This window comes from Pseudomonas sp. GGS8, from assembly GCF_024168645.1.
Classification (GTDB): domain Bacteria; phylum Pseudomonadota; class Gammaproteobacteria; order Pseudomonadales; family Pseudomonadaceae; genus Aquipseudomonas.
In genome coordinates this window covers 6426820-6444257 of sequence record NZ_JALJWF010000001.1, presented here as the reverse complement: position 1 = coordinate 6444257, position 17438 = coordinate 6426820, and the positions used below count along the sequence as shown (strand labels likewise).

Genomic DNA, 17438 nt, shown 5'->3' with positions numbered 1-17438 from the left:
CCTGTAGATTTACGCTTGGCCTCCAGCATATCGGGGAACACTGATGCAATAATGCTGCGATTTCGCACTATGATGATGCGTATATGCATCGCTACAGGAAACGCTATGAATTGGGATGATGCGCGAGTGTTTTTGGCGGTTTGTCGCGAATCGACATTACGTGGTGCCGCGCGGGTGCTGAAGGTCGATCAGGCCACCGTCGGCCGGCGCATCGCGGCGCTGGAAAAGTCGTTGAGCGCGACTCTGTTCCTGCGCACCTCCGAGGGCTATGCGCTGACAGCCGTCGGCGAAGCAGCGTTGCAGTCCGTGGAAAAGATGGAGCATTCGGCGCTTGAGCTGGAGCGGCAGATTCAGGGCCTCGACGAACGATTGATTGGCAATGTGCGCGTCAGCACCACCGATTCTCTGGCCGTCGATTTTTTGATCCCGGCCATTGCCCGTTTGCATGCCGTGCACCCCGACGTGCGGGTGCAGCTGGACGCCTCCACGCAGATACTCAGCCTGGCCAAGCGTGAAGCCGACATCGCCGTGCGTAACACCCGGCCGGACAACCCCGACCTGATCGCCCGGCGCATCGCGCGCTGGTCGGTGGGGCTGTTCGCCTCGCGAAGTTATGTCGAGGCCAACGGCATGCCGAAACCGGGCTCGGCCTTCGAGGGGCATGATCTGGTGGTGTATCAGCCGTACTTGCAGGGCAACAAGAACATGACGCTGGTCTCGGAACCACTGAGCCGCGGGCGGATTGTCGCCAGCCTGAGTTCCAGCCTGCTGGTGCGTCGTTCGATTGCCGCAGGTCTTGGGGTGGGGGAGATCCCGGTGTACATGGGCGAGCGCGATGGGCTGGTCAGGCTCTGGCCGGAACGCACGCGCCCGCTGCCGTATGAAGTATGGCTGGTGACCCATGCGGACCTGCGTCACACCGCACGGGTGCGGGCGGTGATTGAGCAGATTGTCGAGGCGTTTGCGCTGGAGAATGAATAAATCATAGATCCGAAAGGCAACTCAAATCCCCTGTGGGAGCGTGGCTTGCCCGCGAAGAACGATGACGCGTAATACCTGAAAAAACCGTGACGCATTCTTCGTGGGCAAGCCCCCTTGCTACCGGAAGGCCCATTAGCTCAGAAACAAATCCCCCATCCTGCCGGCCCCCGACCACTCACAGCCCTCCAGCGTCAGCAACCTCTCTTTCGCCTCGAGCCCTCCGGCAAACCCCGTCAATTTCCCCGACGCCCCAATCACCCGATGACACGGCGCGACAATCGATAGCGGATTTTTGCCGTTGGCCGCGCCCACCGCCCGAACCGCGCTGGGATTGCCGATCTGCCGCGCTATTTCGCTGTAGCTGCGCGTCTCGCCAAACGGAATCGTCAGCAGCGCCTGCCACACCTGCTTCTGAAAATCCGTGCCGGCAAAGTCCAGATCCAACTCAAAACGATTACGCGTGCCGGCAAAGTATTCCTGCAACTGCTGTGAGGCGCGAATCAGGATCGGGGTGTCCGCCGCTTCACTCATCGGCCCCAGCCTTACCCGGCCAGGTTTGTCGTTTTCCCAGAGAATAGCCGCCAGACGCGAGCCTTTCGCGACCAGCTTCAACTCGCCGATCGGCGACGCCAGGGTGGTGAAGGTGTAGGTCATGCCGGCGGACTCCGCACATGTGCTGAACAGGGGGCCCAGCATACTGCCTCGCCGGGGAGGCGCAATACGCAATTGCAGCCATACTTGCCTACTGCTTTTGAACCGTTCCCTCTGTTTCTGCACAGAGCCTAAAAACAAAAAAGAGACCGACTCATGAAGTTCGAACCTTTTGCCAAATCGCTCATGGCGACCACGTTGGCGCTGAGCTGCCTGATGGCCCATGCGGCCTCCGTTGCTCCGGTTGCGGCCGAAAACGGCATGGTCGTCACCGCCCAGCATCTGGCCAGCCACGTCGGCGTCGATGTTCTCAAGAATGGCGGCAACGCGGTCGATGCCGCAGTCGCGGTGGGTTATGCGCTGGCGGTGGTGTACCCCGCGGCAGGTAATCTGGGCGGCGGCGGTTTCATGACGATTCAATTGGCGGACGGGCGCAAGACCTTCCTCGATTTCCGTGAAAAAGCCCCGCTGGCCGCCACGGCCGACATGTACCTCGACAAGCAGGGCAACGTCATCCCAGATCTCAGCACCCGTGGGCACCTGGCCGTTGGCGTGCCGGGCACCGTGTCTGGCATGGAGTTGGCGCTGAAGAAATACGGCACCAAACCCCGCAAGGAAGTGATCGCCCCGGCGATCAAGCTTGCCGAAGACGGTTTTGTGCTGGAGCAGGGCGATGTCGATTTGCTGGAGTACGCCACAGACGTGTTCAAGAAAGACATGCGCGACTCGGGCTCGATCTTCCTGAGCAACGGCGAGCCGATGCAGGTCGGGCAGAAACTCGTACAAAAAGACCTGAGCAAAACCCTGCGGGAAATTTCCGAGAAGGGCGCTGACGGCTTCTATAAAGGCTGGGTGGCCGACGCCATTGTCACCTCCAGTCAGGCCAACAAGGGCATCATTACCCAGGCCGACCTCGACAAATACCAGACCCGCGAACTGGCACCCATCGAGTGCGACTACCGCGGCTACCACGTGGTCTCGGCGCCGCCGCCAAGCTCCGGCGGGGTGGTGATCTGCGAGATCATGAACATCCTCGACGGCTACCCGATGAAAGAACTCGGCTACCGCTCGGCGCAGGCCATGCACTACCAGATCGAAGCAATGCGCCATGCGTATGTGGACCGCAACAGCTACCTCGGCGACCCGGACTTCGTGAAAAATCCGATCGCCCATTTGCTGGATAAAAACTACGCGACCAAAATCCGTACCGCCATCGATCCGCAAAAGGCCGGCGTGTCCCGCGAGCTCAAACCCGGTGTAGCGCCCCACGAAGGCAGCAACACCACCCATTACTCGATCGTCGACAAGTGGGGCAACGCGGTGTCGGTGACTTACACCCTCAATGACTGGTTCGGCGCCGGCGTGATGGCGAGCAAAACCGGGGTCATCCTCAACGACGAAATGGACGATTTCACCTCGAAAATCGGCGTGCCGAACATGTACGGCCTGGTACAAGGGGAGGCCAACGCCATCGCGCCCGGCAAGGCACCGCTGTCGTCCATGAGTCCGACCATCGTCACCAAGGATGGCAAAGTCGTCATGGTCGTCGGCACGCCCGGTGGCAGTCGCATCATCACCGCCACCTTGCTGACCATCCTCAACGTGATCGACTACGGCATGAACATCCAGGAAGCGGTGGATGCGCCGCGCTTCCATCAGCAATGGTTGCCGGAAGAAACCAACCTGGAGAACTTCGCCATCAGCCCGGACACCAGGAAAATGCTCGAAAGTTGGGGGCACAAATTTGCCAAGCCGCAGGACCCCAACCATATAGCAGCTATTCTGGTAGGGGCGCCTTCGCTGGAAGGCAAACCTGTGGGCAAGAATCGCTTTTATGGGGCGAACGATCCACGGCGTAATACCGGGTTGTCACTCGGTTATTGAAACAGGTGATCAACGGCCACCCCGACTCCCTGGATGGCCTCGATCCCGGGTAGCAGCAGCCGTAAAGTCGGTTAGCCGCGTTCATTCAGGCAAACCGCATTCGCTGATATGGCGAGCGCTGCGCACTCGAACGCAGCCTCGCAAGCTCGACAGCTGCTACAGGCTAAAAGGGAGTTGAAATCCATCGTTCCAGCGACCTCTCTAAGGAAGGAAGCCATGAGCACCGCACTCCTGATCATCGATGTCCAACGCGCGCTGTGCACCGGTGAGTATGAATGCTTCGACATCCAGCGCGTCATCGACACCATCAACGGCCTCAGCACCAAAGCCCGAACCGCCAATATTCCGGTGATCCTGATCCAGCACGAAGAAGAGGGCGACCTGCTGCAATACGGTGGTGAAGGCTGGCAACTGGCCGAGGGCTTGAAGACGTCACCCCAAGACCTGCGGCTGCGCAAAATAACCCCGGATTCGTTCTACCAGACGCACCTGCATGAGCAGCTGCAAGAGCTGGACGTCGACCGCCTGATCATCTGCGGCCTGCAAACCGACTACTGCGTCAACGCCACCGTGCGCCAGGCGCATCAATTGGGCTACGACGTCGTGCTGGCGGCCGACGCCCATTCCACTATCGACAATGGCACGATGAGCGCCGAAGACATCATCGCCGAACACAACAAGGATCTGGCGCATCTGACCGGTTCCGTGGCACGGGTCGATGTCGTGCCGGCCAGCGAAATCAATATCTAGGGGCGATGTCAGTCAGTTAAGGCGCAAGACCTGTGGGAGCGAGCCCGGCGGTACATTCAGAATCAATATTGGTCTGACGCGTCGCTATCGCGAGCAGGCTCGCTCCCACAGATTCTGCGTTTTGATTGACTGGCAGTGGGGCCTTTATCAATCCGTCTGTAACCGCCGCACCACCGCCTGAAAACGCTCCGACGCGATCCAGTCCGGATCCGCATCCTCCACCAGCAGCATGATCCCCAGATAATGTTCCAGATGCAGCGTAATCGTCTGCCCTTCGACGGCCAGGTCCCAATAACGCTGGTCCAACCCATTGATCTGTGCCGTCCAGGTCCCGCCCAGCCCTTGTGCCAGTTCACTGGCAAGGCGATTGAACAGTGCCGGGTCGGAGGTCTCCGAGAGATAAATCTCCCGTAGCGGTGAGGGCGACGGATGAGCCATGTTTTGCTCCTTAAGGATGAACGTGACTTTACGCGTTCTGCGAGATCTGTGGCCACACCAAAACAAGCGCCTTTTCGCGCGTGTCTCGGCATACTGGCGCGCTCAAAGAATGGAATCTGCCCATGCCCCCGACCTTGTTCTGCTCTAACGTTCGCTGCGCTTTACTGCTGGTGTTTCTCGCATTCTCTGCCGTAGCCCACGCCAGTAGCTTCGATTGCACAAGTGCTGCCAGCCCCAGTGAAAAAGCCATTTGCGCCGACCCTTACACGTCGAAGCTGGACCAAAAACTGGGCACGGTCTGGCGCTCGACGCTGGAAAAAGTCACCGACCCTAAAGCGTTAAAAGCAGACCAACGTCAGTGGCTGAAACAACGCAATCGCTGTGCAGGCCAAATCGATTGCCTGCGCCAACAGTACTTGATGCGCATCACTGAGCTTGAGCACGCGGCCATTCCGTTTACCTGGGACGCCACTTGGCAGCGCATTCCCTGGGGCGTTTCGACGGGAGCTGAGTTGAAGACAAAGCGCCGGGACTCGACGCATGTCGGCTTCGAAGTTTCTGCGGCGAGCGGCGCCAACTCTGGCGACCTGGATGGCGTCGCCACACTCGACGGCGCTCAGGCGCATTACGTCGAAGGTGCATGCGCGTTGACCTTCCAAGCCGTCAACGGCGTGCTTGATGTCACCCAGGACGGCGATGATGCCGATTGTGGTGCGGGCATGGGCGTGTTCTATGCGGGGCGCTATATCGCGTCGGAACAGCCCTTGGCTCTGGACAACGACTTGCTGAGTCTGGGGTTGGCGCATACGCAGCAGGAAGATGATGCGTTGCGGCAATTGCTCAAGGGCGATTACCAGACGCTGGTGGACAGCAGCAGTTCCAGGCTGATCGGCGACGAGTCGAATGACCTGCCAGGCGCCGAAGTGACTGAAATGTGGGTACGCGGGCTGGGCAATACCAATGCCGCCATTCTCATGCGTGCAGCAGACGCACGATTTTGGCTGGTGCTGCTGGTGTTCGATGAGCAGAACCATTCCCGGGCCCGTTACTACACCAACGTGTCGGGCTGGAAAGGGCATTTACCCGATGTGCTGCAGCGTTGGTATGACGAGCGAACGAAAGGCCAGGTGATGCCATTGGATCTGATGCCTTAATACGAGCGCCGTTCGCCGGCTTGAATGCCCGGTCATCCAAGCAGGGCGGAGCAGGCGCGCGGCTAACTACCGGGTCCTCAAGCGTCTCCTATACTGATCCGCGTTGACGGTTCAACACAGACACCGAAGGCCACCGGAACAGCAGCCAGCGTTCCGGCGGCTTCCCTACGACTCAACTGTAAGGAGAACGAACATGGCAATCCGTATTGGCGACGAAGCACCGGACTTTACCGCTGAAAGTACCGAAGGCCCGCTGCATTTCCATGAATGGATCGGTGACAAGTGGGCGATTCTGTTCTCGCATCCCAAGGACTTCACCCCGGTGTGCACTACTGAGCTCGGCTATATGGCGGGTCTCAAGCCGGAGTTCGATAAGCGCAACACCAAAATCGTCGGGCTCAGCGTCGACCCTGTCAGTAACCATAAGACCTGGGCCAAAGACATCGAAGAGACCCAGGGGCATGCGGTCAACTACCCGATGATCGGCGACGAGAACCTAGTGGTGGCGAAGCTCTATGACATGATTCATCCCAATGCCAGTGGCGGCGCACGGACTGCCGTGGACAATGCCACGGTGCGTTCAGTGTTCATCATCGGCCCGGACAAAAAGGTCAAGGCGATGCTGATCTACCCGATGAGCGCCGGGCGCAACTTCGATGAAGTGCTGCGTCTGCTCGATTCTCTGCAACTGAACGCCAAGCACACCGTTGCCACGCCGGTGAACTGGCGTCCGGGTGAGGACGTCATCATTCCCACGTCGGTTTCCGATGAAGACGCCAAGAAGAAATACCCGGATGGCTTCAAGACGCTGAAGCCTTATTTGCGCACGGTGGCGCAACCGAAGTAACCCCTCTGTTCGGAGACCACCCACATGGCCGTCCAGGTCCTGCGCGTTGATGCAACCCACATCGACAAAGTCGCCAGCCTCTTCGACGCCTATCGAGGCTTTTACGGCCAACCCTCGAACCTGATGCAGTCCCGCGATTTCATCGCCGAGCGCATCGCCAGGGACGAATCGGTGATTTTCTTCGCCGAGGACTCCCCGGGCGAAGCGCTCGGCTTTGTCCAGTTGTACCCGACGTTCTCCTCCATCGACGCCCACCGTACCTGGCTGCTCAGCGACCTTTTCACCACGCCGGCTGCCCGAGGCAGAGGGGTGGGGACGTTGCTGATGAACACCGCCCGAGCCTTTGCGCTGTTGACCGGCGCCAAGGGCATGGTGCTGGAAACGGCTACGGACAATCACCTCGCGCAACGGTTGTATGAGTCATTGGGCTATGTGCGCGATACGGGTTACTGCACCTACTGTCTCGACTTGAGGCAGGGCTGATCCTAGGTCAGCATCCGATTGGCGCAAATGCCCGGCGCTGCCCACCATTCGTCAGTCAGGTGTCATACCGCACCTTGACAGCCAACCTGTCTGGGGAAATACTCGCCACAATATTCATATATATGACTAGATAACAAGGTGAATAAAGTCGATGAATGCTCTTTCCAGTGATGTTCGCCTACCGCTTTACCAACGCCTGCGTGACCACTTGGCTGAGCAGATCGCCAATAATCGCTGGCGCCCGGGGGAGGCTATTCCTACCGAAGCCGCGCTCTCGGCGGAATACCAACTGTCCACCGGCACCGTGCGCAAAGCGGTCGACGCATTGGTCAGCGAAGGCATTCTTGAGCGTCAACAAGGGCGCGGTACTTTCATTCGTCGGCCTCAGTTTCAGTCGTCACTGTTCCGGTTCTTCCGTTTTCAAACCGCTGCCGGCGAACGTCAGGTGCCGGAGAGTCGCATCCTGTCCATCGAACCGGTGACCGCGCCGTCGGCGGTGGCGGAGGCGTTGGGGCTGCCGCTCGATGCCCCGGTGATTCGCATTGTCCGCCTGCGTCTGCTCGACGTTAAGCCGGTGCTGGCCGAAGAAATCTGGCTGCCGCGCAGTCGTTTCCAGGCGTTGCTGGACGTCGACCTGAGCAGCAAGGGGCCATTGCTGTATCCGATCTACGAAGAGGTGTGCGGTCAGGTCGTCGCTTCTGCCGAAGAAACCCTGACCGCCGAATCGGTGAATGAGGTGCAAGCGCGGTTGTTGCAAGTACCGGTCAATAGCCCGGTGGTGGTGATCGAGCGTTTGGCGCGGGACTACGCCGGTCAGCCATTGGAGTGGCGTCGCTCGCGAGGGCACGCCGAGCACTTCCGCTACAGCGTGGACATTCGCTGACTTCCCGCAGCTGAAAAAGGGGCGAGATGCGCGCCTCTGATTTCAATTCGATGTGTTTTCAAACTGGCCCTGTAGCGGTGCGGTTCGCTCTCGGCTGCCTCATGTTCCACTTATAAGGATAAGAATCATGTTCAGCTGGTATCGCCAAGTCACTCCTCGAGAGCGCAAAACGTTTTGGGCCTGCTTCGGCGGATGGTCGCTCGACGCACTGGAAGTGCAAATGTTCGGCCTGGCGATTCCGGCGCTGATCGCCGCGTTCGCCTTGACCAAGGGCGATGCGGGACTGATCAGTGGCGTCACGCTGGTTACCTCGGCCATCGGCGGCTGGGTAGGGGGGACGTTGTCCGACCGCTATGGCCGGGTGCGCACGCTGCAGTGGATGATCGTGTGGTTCTCGTTCTTCACCTTTTTGTCTGCGTTTGTCACCGGTTTCCATCAGTTGCTGATCGTCAAGGCGATGCAAGGTTTTGGCATTGGCGGTGAGTGGGCGGCCGGCGCGGTGCTGATGGCCGAAACCATCAACCCGAAATACCGTGGCAAGGTCATGGGCACTGTGCAAAGCGCCTGGGCCGTGGGTTGGGGCCTGGCGGTCGGCGTGTTCGCGCTGATCTATACCTTCGTGCCGCAAGACATGGCCTGGCGGGTGATGTTCATTGTTGGCTTGTTGCCGTCGTTCCTGATCATCTGGGTGCGCCGTAATGTTCAGGAGCCCGATAGTTTCCAGCGTCTGCAAAAAGAACAAGCCATCCCGCAAAGCTTCTTCAAATCCCTGGCCGGCATCTTCCGCCCCGAACTGCTGCGCGTAACGCTGTTCGGCGGTCTGCTGGGCCTGGGCGCGCACGGCGGTTATCACGCCGTGATGACCTGGCTGCCAACGTTCCTCAAAACCGAACGCAACCTGTCGGTGCTGAACTCCGGCGGCTACCTGGCGGTAATCATTTTTGCGTTCTGGTGCGGCTGTGTGGTTAGCGGATTCTTGATCGACCGTATTGGCCGTCGCAAAAACATCGTGTTGTTCGCGTTGTGCTGCGTTGTCACCGTGCAGTGCTACGTGTTTCTGCCGCTGACCAACACGCAAATGCTGTTTCTCGGTTTCCCCTTGGGCTTCTTTGCGGCGGGCATTCCGGCGAGCCTCGGTGCGCTGTTCAACGAGTTGTACCCGGCGGACGTTCGTGGCGCCGGTGTGGGGTTCTGCTACAACTTTGGCCGAGTGCTCTCGGCGGTGTTCCCGTTCCTGGTCGGCCACATGAGCGATTCCATGTCCTTGGGGTCGGCGATCGGCATCGATGCCGGGATCGCCTATGGTGTGGCGGTGATCGCAGCCCTTTGCCTGCCGGAAACCCGTGGTCGCAGCCTTGAAGCCGCGAGCACGGCAGCGCCTGTCAGCGTCAATGGCAACGAACGCGCCCGGGCCTGATGATCATTACTTTCAATAGATGAAAACCATGTCTGAAACCTGTTCTGCGCCGATCACCGGCATTGATTCCCACGCTCATGTGTTCAGCCGTGCGCTGAACCTGGCCTCTGTGCGGCGCTATACCCCAGGGTATGACGCCACGCTTGGCGAGTATTTAAAGCACTTGCAAGCCCACGGCTTGAGTCATGGCGTGTTGGTGCAGCCGAGTTTTCTCGGCACCGACAACCGTTATTTGCTGGCGGCGCTGCAACAGGCGCCAGCGCAGTTGCGTGGGGTGGTGGTGCTGGAGCGAGAGGTCAGTCGCGACCTGTTGAACGACATGGACCGAGTGGGTGTGGTTGGCGTTCGTTTGAACCTGATGGGCAAAGCGTTACCCGACTTTCGCGACTCAGGCTGGCGAGACTTTTTTGGCCATCTCGCTGAACTGGGCTGGCATGTCGAGTTGCATCGTCATGTGGAGGATTTGCCGCAGCTGATTCGCCAGCTGATCCCGTTCGGTATCAAGCTTGTAATCGATCACTTCGGTCGTCCGGACGCCCGTTCCGGCATCGATCAGCCAGGATTTGTCGAGTTACTGGAGCTGGGGCTGAGCGGGCAGATCTGGATGAAGGTGTCGGGTATCTATCGTTTGGCCGGTACCCCCCAACAGAATCTCGGATTCGCCAGGGCGGCATTGCCGCTGCTGGAGCAGAGCTTCGGCCGACGCCGATTGGTGTGGGGCAGCGATTGGCCCCATACACAACATGAAGACAGCGTCGGTTTCGGTACGGTGATCGAACAACTGCAAGCACTGGGGTGTTCAGCGCCGCTGATGCATTCGTTGCTGGTGGAGGCGCCTCAAGCGTTATTCGGGTTTGAGAACAGGACCGTCTGACCCTGTTCTACAGCAGGTCTCACTTCAAGGCGCGCCAAACAGCATCGTCCAATACACCCCTTTGTTGCTGCGCGACTCGGCGGCATACGCCGCGCCGACCTGGGTAAACATCGGATTCATCAGGTTGGCGCAGTGCCCGGGGCTGGCCAGCCAGCCGGCCATCGCCTGGCTGGGTGAGCCTTGCCCGGCGGCGATGTTCTCGCCGATCTGCCGGCCGCGGTAACCGGCGGCTCTGGCGCGATCCGCTGGCATATCACCGTCGGGGTCCTGGTGGGCGAAATAGTTGCCGTAGGCCATTGCCTTGCTGTGGCCTTGCGCGGCGGCGCCCAGGGCGGCGTTCCAGGTTAATGGCCGTGCGGCTGCGAAGCGTTGGCGCCCACACATGCGTGGCCTGGCCCGTGCTGCGTTGACCTGTGCCAGCAACGTCTTGCCCGCAGCGCGCGAATCGCCGATACGCCCATCGAGCACCGGTTGCGCCAGCACCACCCGCCATTCGCTGCGGGCGCGAGTAACGCCGATGTCGGCGTATTGAGTATCGAGCAGTGCCCCGCAGTAGTCGCTCTGAAGCATGTCGAACGCCTCATCGGCGTCTTGCGCGCCGACCAGGCGGATGGTCCGCACTGTCACCGCCTGATAGCCGTTAGCCTTCAAACCATCCCGCAAACCACCGCCATAGCCGATCGGCAAGGACAGGTCCGATTTCAGCGACAACGGCCGCAACGGCTTGACCGCACGCCCCGCGCAGCGGTCGGGATCGGCGCGGTAATCGTTGATGACTTCCACCAGTTGCCGCTCCCCGCTGGCAGGGGCGGGGCTGGCGAACAGCGCAAATAAAGGCATCAGGCACAGCGGGATAAAGCGGCGGCAGCGGACGGTTGGGCGCATGAACAGACAGCTCTGATGAGTTTACGACGATAAGGGTGGGATAAAGATGAACAACAACCGCACGAGCGCTTCGTTGGGCGAGCTTCTTTTACGGCACGGCTATGACTGCGGGTCTCAAAACTGGTTCACGAGGGCAACGGACAAATTTGGTGGCGCCGCCAAGAGGGTTGATTCAGGCGGGTCACGAGCCTGGGACAGCAGACGTTCGCACTGGTAACGTACTGACATCATTCGGGCGGTATCGGGACATGACTAACACCAAGGGCGACAAGGACTGGGTCAAGTGTTCGGCGCAGCCGCTGAAGATGGAGCGCATCGAAGCCTTTTTTGGTGGCCATGGCTTTACGCCACATCGTCACGACACTTACGCCATCGGGCGGACGCTGTCGGGTGTACAAAGTTTCCAGTACCGCAAATCCCAGCGCCACGGTCTGCCCGGGAAAACCATCGTCTTGCACCCGGACGAGGTGCATGACGGTGAGGCCGGTACCGAAGCGGGCTTTCATTACCGGATGATCTACATCGAACCGGCCTTGATTCAGCAGGTGCTGGACGGCAAACCCTTGCCCTTCATCGAGGGGGGCTTATCGAGCGACCCACGGCTTTTTGCCGCCACCCAGGTGCTGCTGCAAAATCTCGACGCTTGCATCGAGCCCCTGGAAGAAGACGATGCCATTTACGATCTCGCACAAGCGCTGGATGCGCTCTCTGGTCAGCGTGGGCGACGCAAGTCGTTTGATTTTGCAGCGGCCGAGCGCGCGCGTGCGCTGATTCATGACTCGCTGGATCGAGTCATTACCCTGGATGAATTATCCCTGGCGAGTGGTCGAGACCGCTGGAGCCTGAGCCGTGATTTTCGGGCGCTGTACGGCACCAGCCCCTATCGGTACATGACTCAACGCCGGCTCGATCTGGCAAGAGCATTGATGTTCGGCGGCCACTCGATGGCAGAGGCGGCCGTATTCGCAGGTTTTTTCGATCAAAGCCACATGACGCGTCAATTCGTCCAGACCTACGGCGTCTCCCCTGGCCGGTGGCTGAAGAGGTTGGGCCTTGGCTGAGAATGGTCCCGGCCAACTTGCACAATCATGCAATACGCAGCGTTAGGTCATCCCTAGAGTCAGGGCTCGATATCTTGTCCAGTGAGGGTGACTTAAATGAATTCCAAGGCCTGCACCACGATTAACTTTGCCGATAAATTTGCGTTGTTCAGCGAGCAATGGGCGCCCAAGGTCATTGCCGAAATGAACGACTATCAGTTCAAGGTGGTGAAAATCGAAGGCGACTTTGTCTGGCATTCCCATGCCGATACCGATGAAGCCTTCATCGTCCTTGACGGTGAGCTTCGCATCGATCTTCGGGAGGGTGCCATCGTGGTTGGGCAGGGAGAAATGTACGTCGTCCCCAAGGGCGTCGAACACAAGCCTTACGCTGAACGCGAGGTGAAGCTGTTGCTGATCGAGCCGCGCGGTGTGCTCAATACCGGCGATCAGGACGGAGAAAGAACCGCAATCAATGATGTCTGGATTTAGACGCTTCGGTGGTTGTTGTCGGCCTTTTTATTGAAACGATTCAATGGAGGGTGGCTAAATGCCTCTCGTCGGGAGATAAGGCTGCTATTTCGTGCTTTTCAGCTATTCTTGCGGCATCTGGAGAGTGCCATTACTTACTGGCACACGATGCGCAAGGAAGGGAAAGACAAAATGGATGATGAGCATTGCGTGCAAGTTATCGCTGTGACCGGCGGCAAGGGTGGCGTGGGCAAGACCACGGTGGCGGTTAACCTTTCGTTGGCATTGGCGAAAATGGGGCGGCGCGTCGTACTGCTGGATGCTGATCTTGGCCTGGCCAATATCGATATTCTGTTAGGGCTGTCCCCGCGCTACACGCTGGCCGATGTTATTGAAGGGCGTTGCGAATTGTCCGAGGCGCTGGTGCCGGGGCCTGGAGGCATTCGAGTGGCTCCGGCCGCTTCCGGTTTGCAGAGCATGATTCATCTGGAACCTGCGCAATACCGTGCGCTGATCCACTCCTTTAGCGATATCGGCGACAAACTGGATGTACTGATCATCGATACAGCCGCCGGTATCGGTGGCTCGGTGATCAATTTCATCCGCGCAGCGCAGGAAGTGATGGTGGTGGTGTGCGATGAACCCACCTCGATCAGCGGCGCCTACGGGCTGATCAAATTGCTCAACCTGAGCTACGGTCTGCACCGTTTTCGCGTGCTGGCCAACATGACGGGCAGTCCGGCGGAAGGCCGCAATCTGTTTGCCAAGCTGGAAAAGATTACCGAAATGTTCCTGGATGTCTCGTTGCAATACGTTGGCGCGGTGCCGAACGACGAAAGTGCGCACAAAGCTGTGCAGAAGGGGCGTGCAGTATTGGAAGCCTTCCCTCGTTCCAGGTGTGCTCAAGCTTTCCAGGCACTTGCTCACAACGTCGACTCCTGGCCATTGCCGACTCATCCGAGAGGGCATGTGGAGTTCTTCGTTGAGCAACTTGTGCAGAATTCAGGCAGGTGAGGTTGTCGACGGCGGCAGCCCATCGTTAGCTCAGCAGCGAAACGTGTTTCACAGCTTGTAGCCGATCTGCCGCAACAGATTCCTGCGCCACAGGATGTCTTCGTCGCCTTCAATGCCATTGGCACAGAAGCCATCCACGACGCCCAGGATCGCGCGCCCCTGTTCTGTCTCCGCGAGAATCACTTCGGTTGGATTGGCGGTCGCACAAAAAATACGGCACACCTCTGGCACCATTTTGACGGCGTTCAACACATTCAGCGGATAGAAACCGTCTCCGAGGAAAATGATGAAGCTATGGCCGGCGCCAATGGCTTGCGCGTTTTTCTGGGCAAGCTCGATCATGGCGGTGTCGGTGCCAGACCATCGCACCAGGCATTTGCCGGAGGCTTCACAAAAAGCCACGCCAAACTGGATACCTGGCACGGCGTTTATCAACGCTTCGTGGAGGTCTTCAACGGATTTGACGAAGTGCGTCTGACCCAAAATGAAGTTCGTCGCTTCCGGCTTATCGATTTTCAGCGCGATGAGCTGCATCTCGAGCGCCTCCTCTCATGAAGTCTGCGATCTTTATCCGAGCCGGGATGTCTGAACCGAGCTCAACACCAAGGTCAGCAGTGACAGGATACCGGCTGCATATTGGAGCCATACGGGCGATGCGTCACTGATAGAGCCGAAGACGCTGGCGCTGACGACCGCCGACAGCACCACGCAAGGGATGCCCAGCTTCCAGCTGAATTTCTCGAAATCCCGGGCACTGATTTCGTGCTCGATCTGCAACCGTATGATCATGCGATTCCATTTGGTCAGTAACTCGAGCCGGCTCATGGTTGCAGTCCTTTGCAGAGGAATACAGATGAATATTAGCTCCTATTTGACCACCAGCCAGGGCGACGGGATTCAGTCTGTGGGCTGTCGTCGTGCCTTAACGCTGACTCATTCGATAGGCTGTCGCGCTCCAGTACCGATTGCCATTGCTTATATGGCGAGTCCATCCGGTAGCTTCCAAGTGCTTGGCAATCATTCGATTCATCAGTCCATGACCGAGCAGTAGAACGGGTCCTTCGTCGGCAAGGGATTGCAGTCGTTGAGCTGCCGTATTGGCCCGCATTCTGGCCTTACTGGCAGACTCGACCTTCCCCGAGAAACCGCACAACCATAAAACACGAAGAATAAATGCCCACGTAAACGGTGAAAGGCGCGGCAGTGTCCATCGTCCATGGGGGAGTTGCGCTTCGCAGAAAATATCATCGACAAGGCTGGCTTGAAGGCCTAGCGCTCGAACAGACGTCAGCGCCCGGGGCGCACTGCTCGACACGATCGTTCTGGCGGTAAGCGCCAGCGCCACACTCGCCTGCGGGGCGGGTTGGTCGATGACTTCTGATAGGTCGTATTGCTCGATCCAGCGTTTCATATCGCGCGCTGAAACTTTGTCTTGCACGGCCAGATTTGGCTGGCCATGACGCATCAAGATGATTTCCTTGTCCACTGTTGTTACGTCCTTGTTTTTCCCTTTCGTGAGTACACAGGATGCACCCATCGGCGATTTGAAGACAAACGCCCCATTAATAGAGGGCGGTCCATCGGCGAATCAAGTATTCCGCCGAGGAATGTGCCCATAAAAATCATCCATTTCATTTATCGCTATGGATCTCGTAGGGTGTCTGCTCAAGCATATGGAGATCACCCATGAACAATGCCCGCCTGCGTCTATACGTTGACGCTCAATTCACCAGCCCCTATGCCATGTCGGCCTTCGTGGTACTTCGCGAAAAAGGCATCGAATTCGAGATGAGCCCGCTCAACCTCGAAACGGCCGAAAACCAGGCGGCGGACTATGCCAGCCTCTCACTGACCCAGCGTGTACCAACCCTCATGCACGGCGACTTCGCTTTGTCTGAATCGTCGGCGATCACCGAATACCTGGAAGACGTTTTCCCGCAGACGCCGGTTTACCCGCAAGACTTGAAGCTGCGTGCGAAGGCACGGCAAGTCCAGGCATGGCTGCGCAGTGACCTGCTGCCCATTCGGCAGGAGCGGTCCACACTGGTGGTGTTTTATGGCCTCAAGTCGGAGCCTCTGTCGCCGGCGGCCGAGGCGGCGAAGCGCAAGTTGTTCGGCGCCGCACAAGCGTTGCTGGCTGACAGCCCCGAGTACCTGTTCGGGCAATGGTCTATCGCTGATGTGGATCTGGCCTTGATGCTCAACCGGCTGATCCTCAATGGTGACTCCGTGCCACCGGCGTTGGTTGAATACGCACAGCGCCAATGGCTGCGACCTACCGTTCAGGAGTGGGTCAAACTGCAACGCCCTGCGTTGTAGTCCAGTCAGCGATACTCAAGAGGCGGGTGAACGACAATCATCATGAGGAGGGATAACCACCATGAGCAAGGGGACGGCCGGTTCAACGGAAACTGAGGGGCAAAGCTCTGCCTCTGCGCTGATCGAGGCGAAAATCAAGGCGCTGGATGATTGGCGGGGCGAGACGCTCGCCCGGGTTCGAACGCTCATCAAGCAGGCCGACCCCGACGTGGTCGAGGAACTGAAGTGGCGGGGCGTTCCGGTGTGGTCCCATGCCGGCATCCTCTGCACCGGCGAGACGTACAAGAATGCCGTAAAGATGACGTTCGCCAAAGGCGCCTCGCTGGAAGACCCTTCAGGACTGTTCAACGCCAGCCTTGATGGCAACACCCGGCGCGCCATCGATATTCATGAGGGCGACAGCATTGATGAGACAGCCTTGAAGGCGCTGATTCGCGCCGCCGTGGCGCTCAATCTGTCGTAGCTCTGTTCAGTCGAGCACAGATTGCGGTTCTTCCAGATGATCGATGTGCTTGAAGCGCTCGCCCAGAAAGTCGATCAGGCTGCGCACTCGCGCCGACAGGTGCAACTGTTAGAAACAAACCCTGAAGCGCAATGCCAGTCAGTCAGGCGCGGAACCTGTGGGAGCGGGCTTGCCCGCGATAGCGGTCTGGCAGGCGATATTGATGTTGAAGGTGATGGCCTTTTCGCGGGCAAGTCGGGTCGCCGCATCGCTCGCTCCTACAAGGGATTGCGTTTGATCAGAGGGGCGCTTGGGCAACCAGGCCTTCTTCCCCTCGCAGCTGACGGCTCATGTCGTCGCAGCTTTGCGACCAGGCCGTCAGCCACATCGACATCTCGGGTGACTGTTCGGCCAATCCCAACTCGCGGACGAACTCGACCGGTGCAACCGTGCCTTTGGCCGAGCGGAACAGACCCCGCATGATGACGACGCCAATCACTCGTCCTTTGCTCACGAAGCGGTGTTCCATAAAGCTCCATTTATCGTCCCAGCCGAGTATGCGGGTATGAATCTCGAACGATTCGAACAGCTTCAGCTCACGACGAAACTTGCCCCAGGTATCGCCAACGATCGGCACGGCCTTGTTGCGCAAGGCTACTCGAAAGGCGCCGCTGCGTAGCACAAAATCCATGCGACCTATGTCGGCCAGGGTGAAATAGCGGCCATTGGTGACGTGCCGGTTGAGGTCGAGGTCGAGCGGCCAGACGCGCAGGCGGATGACGGTGGTGGCCAGGCCGTCAACCGGTTTGCGCCACGGGCGACGGAACAGCATGAGGAGAAGTCGGAACCAGAGATTCATAAGTACGCCGAGGATTGAATGACCGGTGCACTTTAGGGGGGAGAAA

The 17438-nt window shown here is 58.8% G+C and carries 21 protein-coding genes and 1 pseudogene; 14 read left to right on the top strand and 8 right to left on the bottom strand.

From position 1 onward, the window contains the following. Positions 1-105 precede the first annotated feature (105 nt). Positions 106-981 (top strand): LysR family transcriptional regulator, encoded by an 876-nt coding sequence (locus tag J3D54_RS29020; protein WP_253425937.1) that lies wholly within the window; start codon positions 106-108, stop codon positions 979-981. A 132-nt stretch (positions 982-1113) separates the two neighbouring features. On the opposite strand, the gene J3D54_RS29015 is transcribed toward J3D54_RS29020, so the two are convergent. Beyond that, a complete protein-coding gene (locus J3D54_RS29015; protein WP_253425935.1) occupies positions 1114-1635 on the bottom strand; it encodes a methylated-DNA--[protein]-cysteine S-methyltransferase in 522 nt (173 codons plus the stop codon). 153 nt (positions 1636-1788) lie between these two features. Here J3D54_RS29015 and ggt point away from each other — a divergent pair, with 153 nt between their 5' ends. Together ggt and J3D54_RS29005 are read left to right on the top strand one after the other, a co-directional pair. Continuing rightward, positions 1789-3516 carry a gamma-glutamyltransferase gene (gene ggt / locus J3D54_RS29010; protein ID WP_253425933.1) on the top strand — a complete coding sequence of 576 codons (1728 nt, stop codon included), beginning with the start codon at positions 1789-1791 and terminating at the stop codon, positions 3514-3516. A 216-nt stretch (positions 3517-3732) separates the two neighbouring features. Continuing rightward, positions 3733-4266: a cysteine hydrolase family protein gene (locus tag J3D54_RS29005; protein ID WP_253425930.1), complete on the top strand. Its 534-nt coding sequence runs from the start codon at positions 3733-3735 to the stop codon at positions 4264-4266. Between the two features lie 147 nt (positions 4267-4413). Here J3D54_RS29005 and J3D54_RS29000 read toward each other — a convergent pair whose 3' ends face one another. Further along, positions 4414-4704, bottom strand: a complete 291-nt coding sequence (locus J3D54_RS29000; RefSeq protein ID WP_253425928.1) for a DUF3630 family protein — start codon at positions 4702-4704, stop codon at positions 4414-4416. 122 nt (positions 4705-4826) lie between these two features. Between J3D54_RS29000 and J3D54_RS28995 the strand changes: the two genes are divergently transcribed. The 6 genes from J3D54_RS28995 (at position 4827) to J3D54_RS28970 (ending at position 10362) form a co-directional block, all read left to right on the top strand. Further along, a complete protein-coding gene (locus J3D54_RS28995; RefSeq protein WP_253425926.1) occupies positions 4827-5858 on the top strand; it encodes a lysozyme inhibitor LprI family protein in 1032 nt (343 codons plus the stop codon). 193 nt (positions 5859-6051) lie between these two features. After that, complete coding sequence (locus J3D54_RS28990; protein WP_253425924.1) at positions 6052-6705, top strand: peroxiredoxin; 654 nt, start codon at positions 6052-6054, stop codon at positions 6703-6705. A 24-nt stretch (positions 6706-6729) separates the two neighbouring features. Further along, positions 6730-7188 (top strand): N-acetyltransferase, encoded by a 459-nt coding sequence (locus tag J3D54_RS28985; RefSeq protein ID WP_253425922.1) that lies wholly within the window; start codon positions 6730-6732, stop codon positions 7186-7188. 151 nt (positions 7189-7339) lie between these two features. Then, complete coding sequence (locus J3D54_RS28980; RefSeq protein ID WP_253425920.1) at positions 7340-8071, top strand: GntR family transcriptional regulator; 732 nt, start codon at positions 7340-7342, stop codon at positions 8069-8071. 127 nt (positions 8072-8198) lie between these two features. Then, positions 8199-9488, top strand: coding sequence for an MFS transporter (locus J3D54_RS28975; RefSeq protein ID WP_253425917.1), 1290 nt, complete (start codon positions 8199-8201; stop codon positions 9486-9488). Positions 9489-9516: 28 nt separating this feature from the next. After that, positions 9517-10362 (top strand): amidohydrolase, encoded by an 846-nt coding sequence (locus J3D54_RS28970; RefSeq protein WP_253425915.1) that lies wholly within the window; start codon positions 9517-9519, stop codon positions 10360-10362. 24 nt (positions 10363-10386) lie between these two features. Here J3D54_RS28970 and J3D54_RS28965 read toward each other — a convergent pair whose 3' ends face one another. Continuing rightward, positions 10387-11247 (bottom strand): CAP domain-containing protein, encoded by an 861-nt coding sequence (locus tag J3D54_RS28965; RefSeq protein ID WP_253425913.1) that lies wholly within the window; start codon positions 11245-11247, stop codon positions 10387-10389. A gap of 248 nt (positions 11248-11495) precedes the next feature. Here J3D54_RS28965 and J3D54_RS28960 point away from each other — a divergent pair, with 248 nt between their 5' ends. The 3 genes from J3D54_RS28960 (at position 11496) to J3D54_RS28950 (ending at position 13772) form a co-directional block, all read left to right on the top strand. Further along, on the top strand, positions 11496-12308 hold the full coding sequence (locus J3D54_RS28960; RefSeq protein ID WP_253425911.1) for an AraC family transcriptional regulator: 813 nt from the start codon (positions 11496-11498) through the stop codon (positions 12306-12308). Between the two features lie 96 nt (positions 12309-12404). Further along, positions 12405-12779: a cupin domain-containing protein gene (locus J3D54_RS28955; RefSeq protein ID WP_253425909.1), complete on the top strand. Its 375-nt coding sequence runs from the start codon at positions 12405-12407 to the stop codon at positions 12777-12779. Positions 12780-12950: 171 nt separating this feature from the next. Further along, entirely contained in the window at positions 12951-13772 is an 822-nt protein-coding gene (locus tag J3D54_RS28950; protein WP_253426838.1) for a MinD/ParA family protein, read from the top strand. Between the two features lie 48 nt (positions 13773-13820). On the opposite strand, the gene J3D54_RS28945 is transcribed toward J3D54_RS28950, so the two are convergent. The 3 genes from J3D54_RS28945 to J3D54_RS28935 all read right to left on the bottom strand — a co-directional run bounded on the left by J3D54_RS28945 (position 13821) and on the right by J3D54_RS28935 (position 15258). Next, positions 13821-14306: an adenosine-specific kinase gene (locus J3D54_RS28945; RefSeq protein WP_253425907.1), complete on the bottom strand. Its 486-nt coding sequence runs from the start codon at positions 14304-14306 to the stop codon at positions 13821-13823. A 33-nt stretch (positions 14307-14339) separates the two neighbouring features. Then, the gene (locus J3D54_RS28940; RefSeq protein ID WP_253425905.1) at positions 14340-14597 is read right to left on the bottom strand and encodes an SLATT domain-containing protein; all 258 of its coding nucleotides are present in this window, start codon (positions 14595-14597) and stop codon (positions 14340-14342) included. A 97-nt stretch (positions 14598-14694) separates the two neighbouring features. Further along, positions 14695-15258, bottom strand: a complete 564-nt coding sequence (locus J3D54_RS28935; protein ID WP_253425902.1) for a histidine phosphatase family protein — start codon at positions 15256-15258, stop codon at positions 14695-14697. 200 nt (positions 15259-15458) lie between these two features. Here J3D54_RS28935 and yfcF point away from each other — a divergent pair, with 200 nt between their 5' ends. Both yfcF and J3D54_RS28925 read left to right on the top strand, forming a co-directional pair. After that, on the top strand, positions 15459-16091 hold the full coding sequence (gene yfcF / locus J3D54_RS28930) for a glutathione transferase (protein WP_253425899.1): 633 nt from the start codon (positions 15459-15461) through the stop codon (positions 16089-16091). A gap of 61 nt (positions 16092-16152) precedes the next feature. Beyond that, the gene (locus tag J3D54_RS28925) at positions 16153-16554 is read left to right on the top strand and encodes a DUF1801 domain-containing protein (protein WP_253425896.1); all 402 of its coding nucleotides are present in this window, start codon (positions 16153-16155) and stop codon (positions 16552-16554) included. 6 nt (positions 16555-16560) lie between these two features. Here the strand turns inward: J3D54_RS28925 and J3D54_RS28920 are convergent. Continuing rightward, positions 16561-16662, bottom strand: a pseudogene (locus tag J3D54_RS28920) (LysR family transcriptional regulator); the annotation flags it as partial. Between the two features lie 169 nt (positions 16663-16831). Then, positions 16832-17392, bottom strand: a complete 561-nt coding sequence (locus J3D54_RS28915) for a thioesterase family protein (RefSeq protein WP_253426836.1) — start codon at positions 17390-17392, stop codon at positions 16832-16834. Positions 17393-17438: the final 46 nt, after the last annotated feature.

Excerpts from the sequence above, each read along its gene's own strand:
- J3D54_RS28985 (WP_253425922.1), top strand. The coding sequence starts at position 6,730 with ATGGCCGTCCAGGTCCTGCGCGTTGATGCAACCCACATCGACAAAGTC.
- J3D54_RS28970 (WP_253425915.1), top strand. The coding sequence starts at position 9,517 with ATGTCTGAAACCTGTTCTGCGCCGATCACCGGCATTGATTCCCACGCT.
- J3D54_RS28915 (WP_253426836.1), bottom strand. The coding sequence starts at position 17,392 with ATGAATCTCTGGTTCCGACTTCTCCTCATGCTGTTCCGTCGCCCGTGG.
- J3D54_RS28980 (WP_253425920.1), top strand. The coding sequence starts at position 7,340 with ATGAATGCTCTTTCCAGTGATGTTCGCCTACCGCTTTACCAACGCCTG.
- J3D54_RS28940 (WP_253425905.1), bottom strand. The coding sequence starts at position 14,597 with ATGAGCCGGCTCGAGTTACTGACCAAATGGAATCGCATGATCATACGG.
- J3D54_RS28995 (WP_253425926.1), top strand. The coding sequence starts at position 4,827 with ATGCCCCCGACCTTGTTCTGCTCTAACGTTCGCTGCGCTTTACTGCTG.
- J3D54_RS28960 (WP_253425911.1), top strand. The coding sequence starts at position 11,496 with ATGACTAACACCAAGGGCGACAAGGACTGGGTCAAGTGTTCGGCGCAG.
- J3D54_RS28965 (WP_253425913.1), bottom strand. The coding sequence starts at position 11,247 with ATGCGCCCAACCGTCCGCTGCCGCCGCTTTATCCCGCTGTGCCTGATG.
- yfcF (WP_253425899.1), top strand. The coding sequence starts at position 15,459 with ATGAACAATGCCCGCCTGCGTCTATACGTTGACGCTCAATTCACCAGC.
- ggt (WP_253425933.1), top strand. The coding sequence starts at position 1,789 with ATGAAGTTCGAACCTTTTGCCAAATCGCTCATGGCGACCACGTTGGCG.
- J3D54_RS29000 (WP_253425928.1), bottom strand. The coding sequence starts at position 4,704 with ATGGCTCATCCGTCGCCCTCACCGCTACGGGAGATTTATCTCTCGGAG.
- J3D54_RS28950 (WP_253426838.1), top strand. The coding sequence starts at position 12,951 with ATGGATGATGAGCATTGCGTGCAAGTTATCGCTGTGACCGGCGGCAAG.
- J3D54_RS28925 (WP_253425896.1), top strand. The coding sequence starts at position 16,153 with ATGAGCAAGGGGACGGCCGGTTCAACGGAAACTGAGGGGCAAAGCTCT.
- J3D54_RS28955 (WP_253425909.1), top strand. The coding sequence starts at position 12,405 with ATGAATTCCAAGGCCTGCACCACGATTAACTTTGCCGATAAATTTGCG.
- J3D54_RS29005 (WP_253425930.1), top strand. The coding sequence starts at position 3,733 with ATGAGCACCGCACTCCTGATCATCGATGTCCAACGCGCGCTGTGCACC.
- J3D54_RS28975 (WP_253425917.1), top strand. The coding sequence starts at position 8,199 with ATGTTCAGCTGGTATCGCCAAGTCACTCCTCGAGAGCGCAAAACGTTT.
- J3D54_RS28945 (WP_253425907.1), bottom strand. The coding sequence starts at position 14,306 with ATGCAGCTCATCGCGCTGAAAATCGATAAGCCGGAAGCGACGAACTTC.
- J3D54_RS28990 (WP_253425924.1), top strand. The coding sequence starts at position 6,052 with ATGGCAATCCGTATTGGCGACGAAGCACCGGACTTTACCGCTGAAAGT.
- J3D54_RS29015 (WP_253425935.1), bottom strand. The coding sequence starts at position 1,635 with ATGACCTACACCTTCACCACCCTGGCGTCGCCGATCGGCGAGTTGAAG.
- J3D54_RS29020 (WP_253425937.1), top strand. The coding sequence starts at position 106 with ATGAATTGGGATGATGCGCGAGTGTTTTTGGCGGTTTGTCGCGAATCG.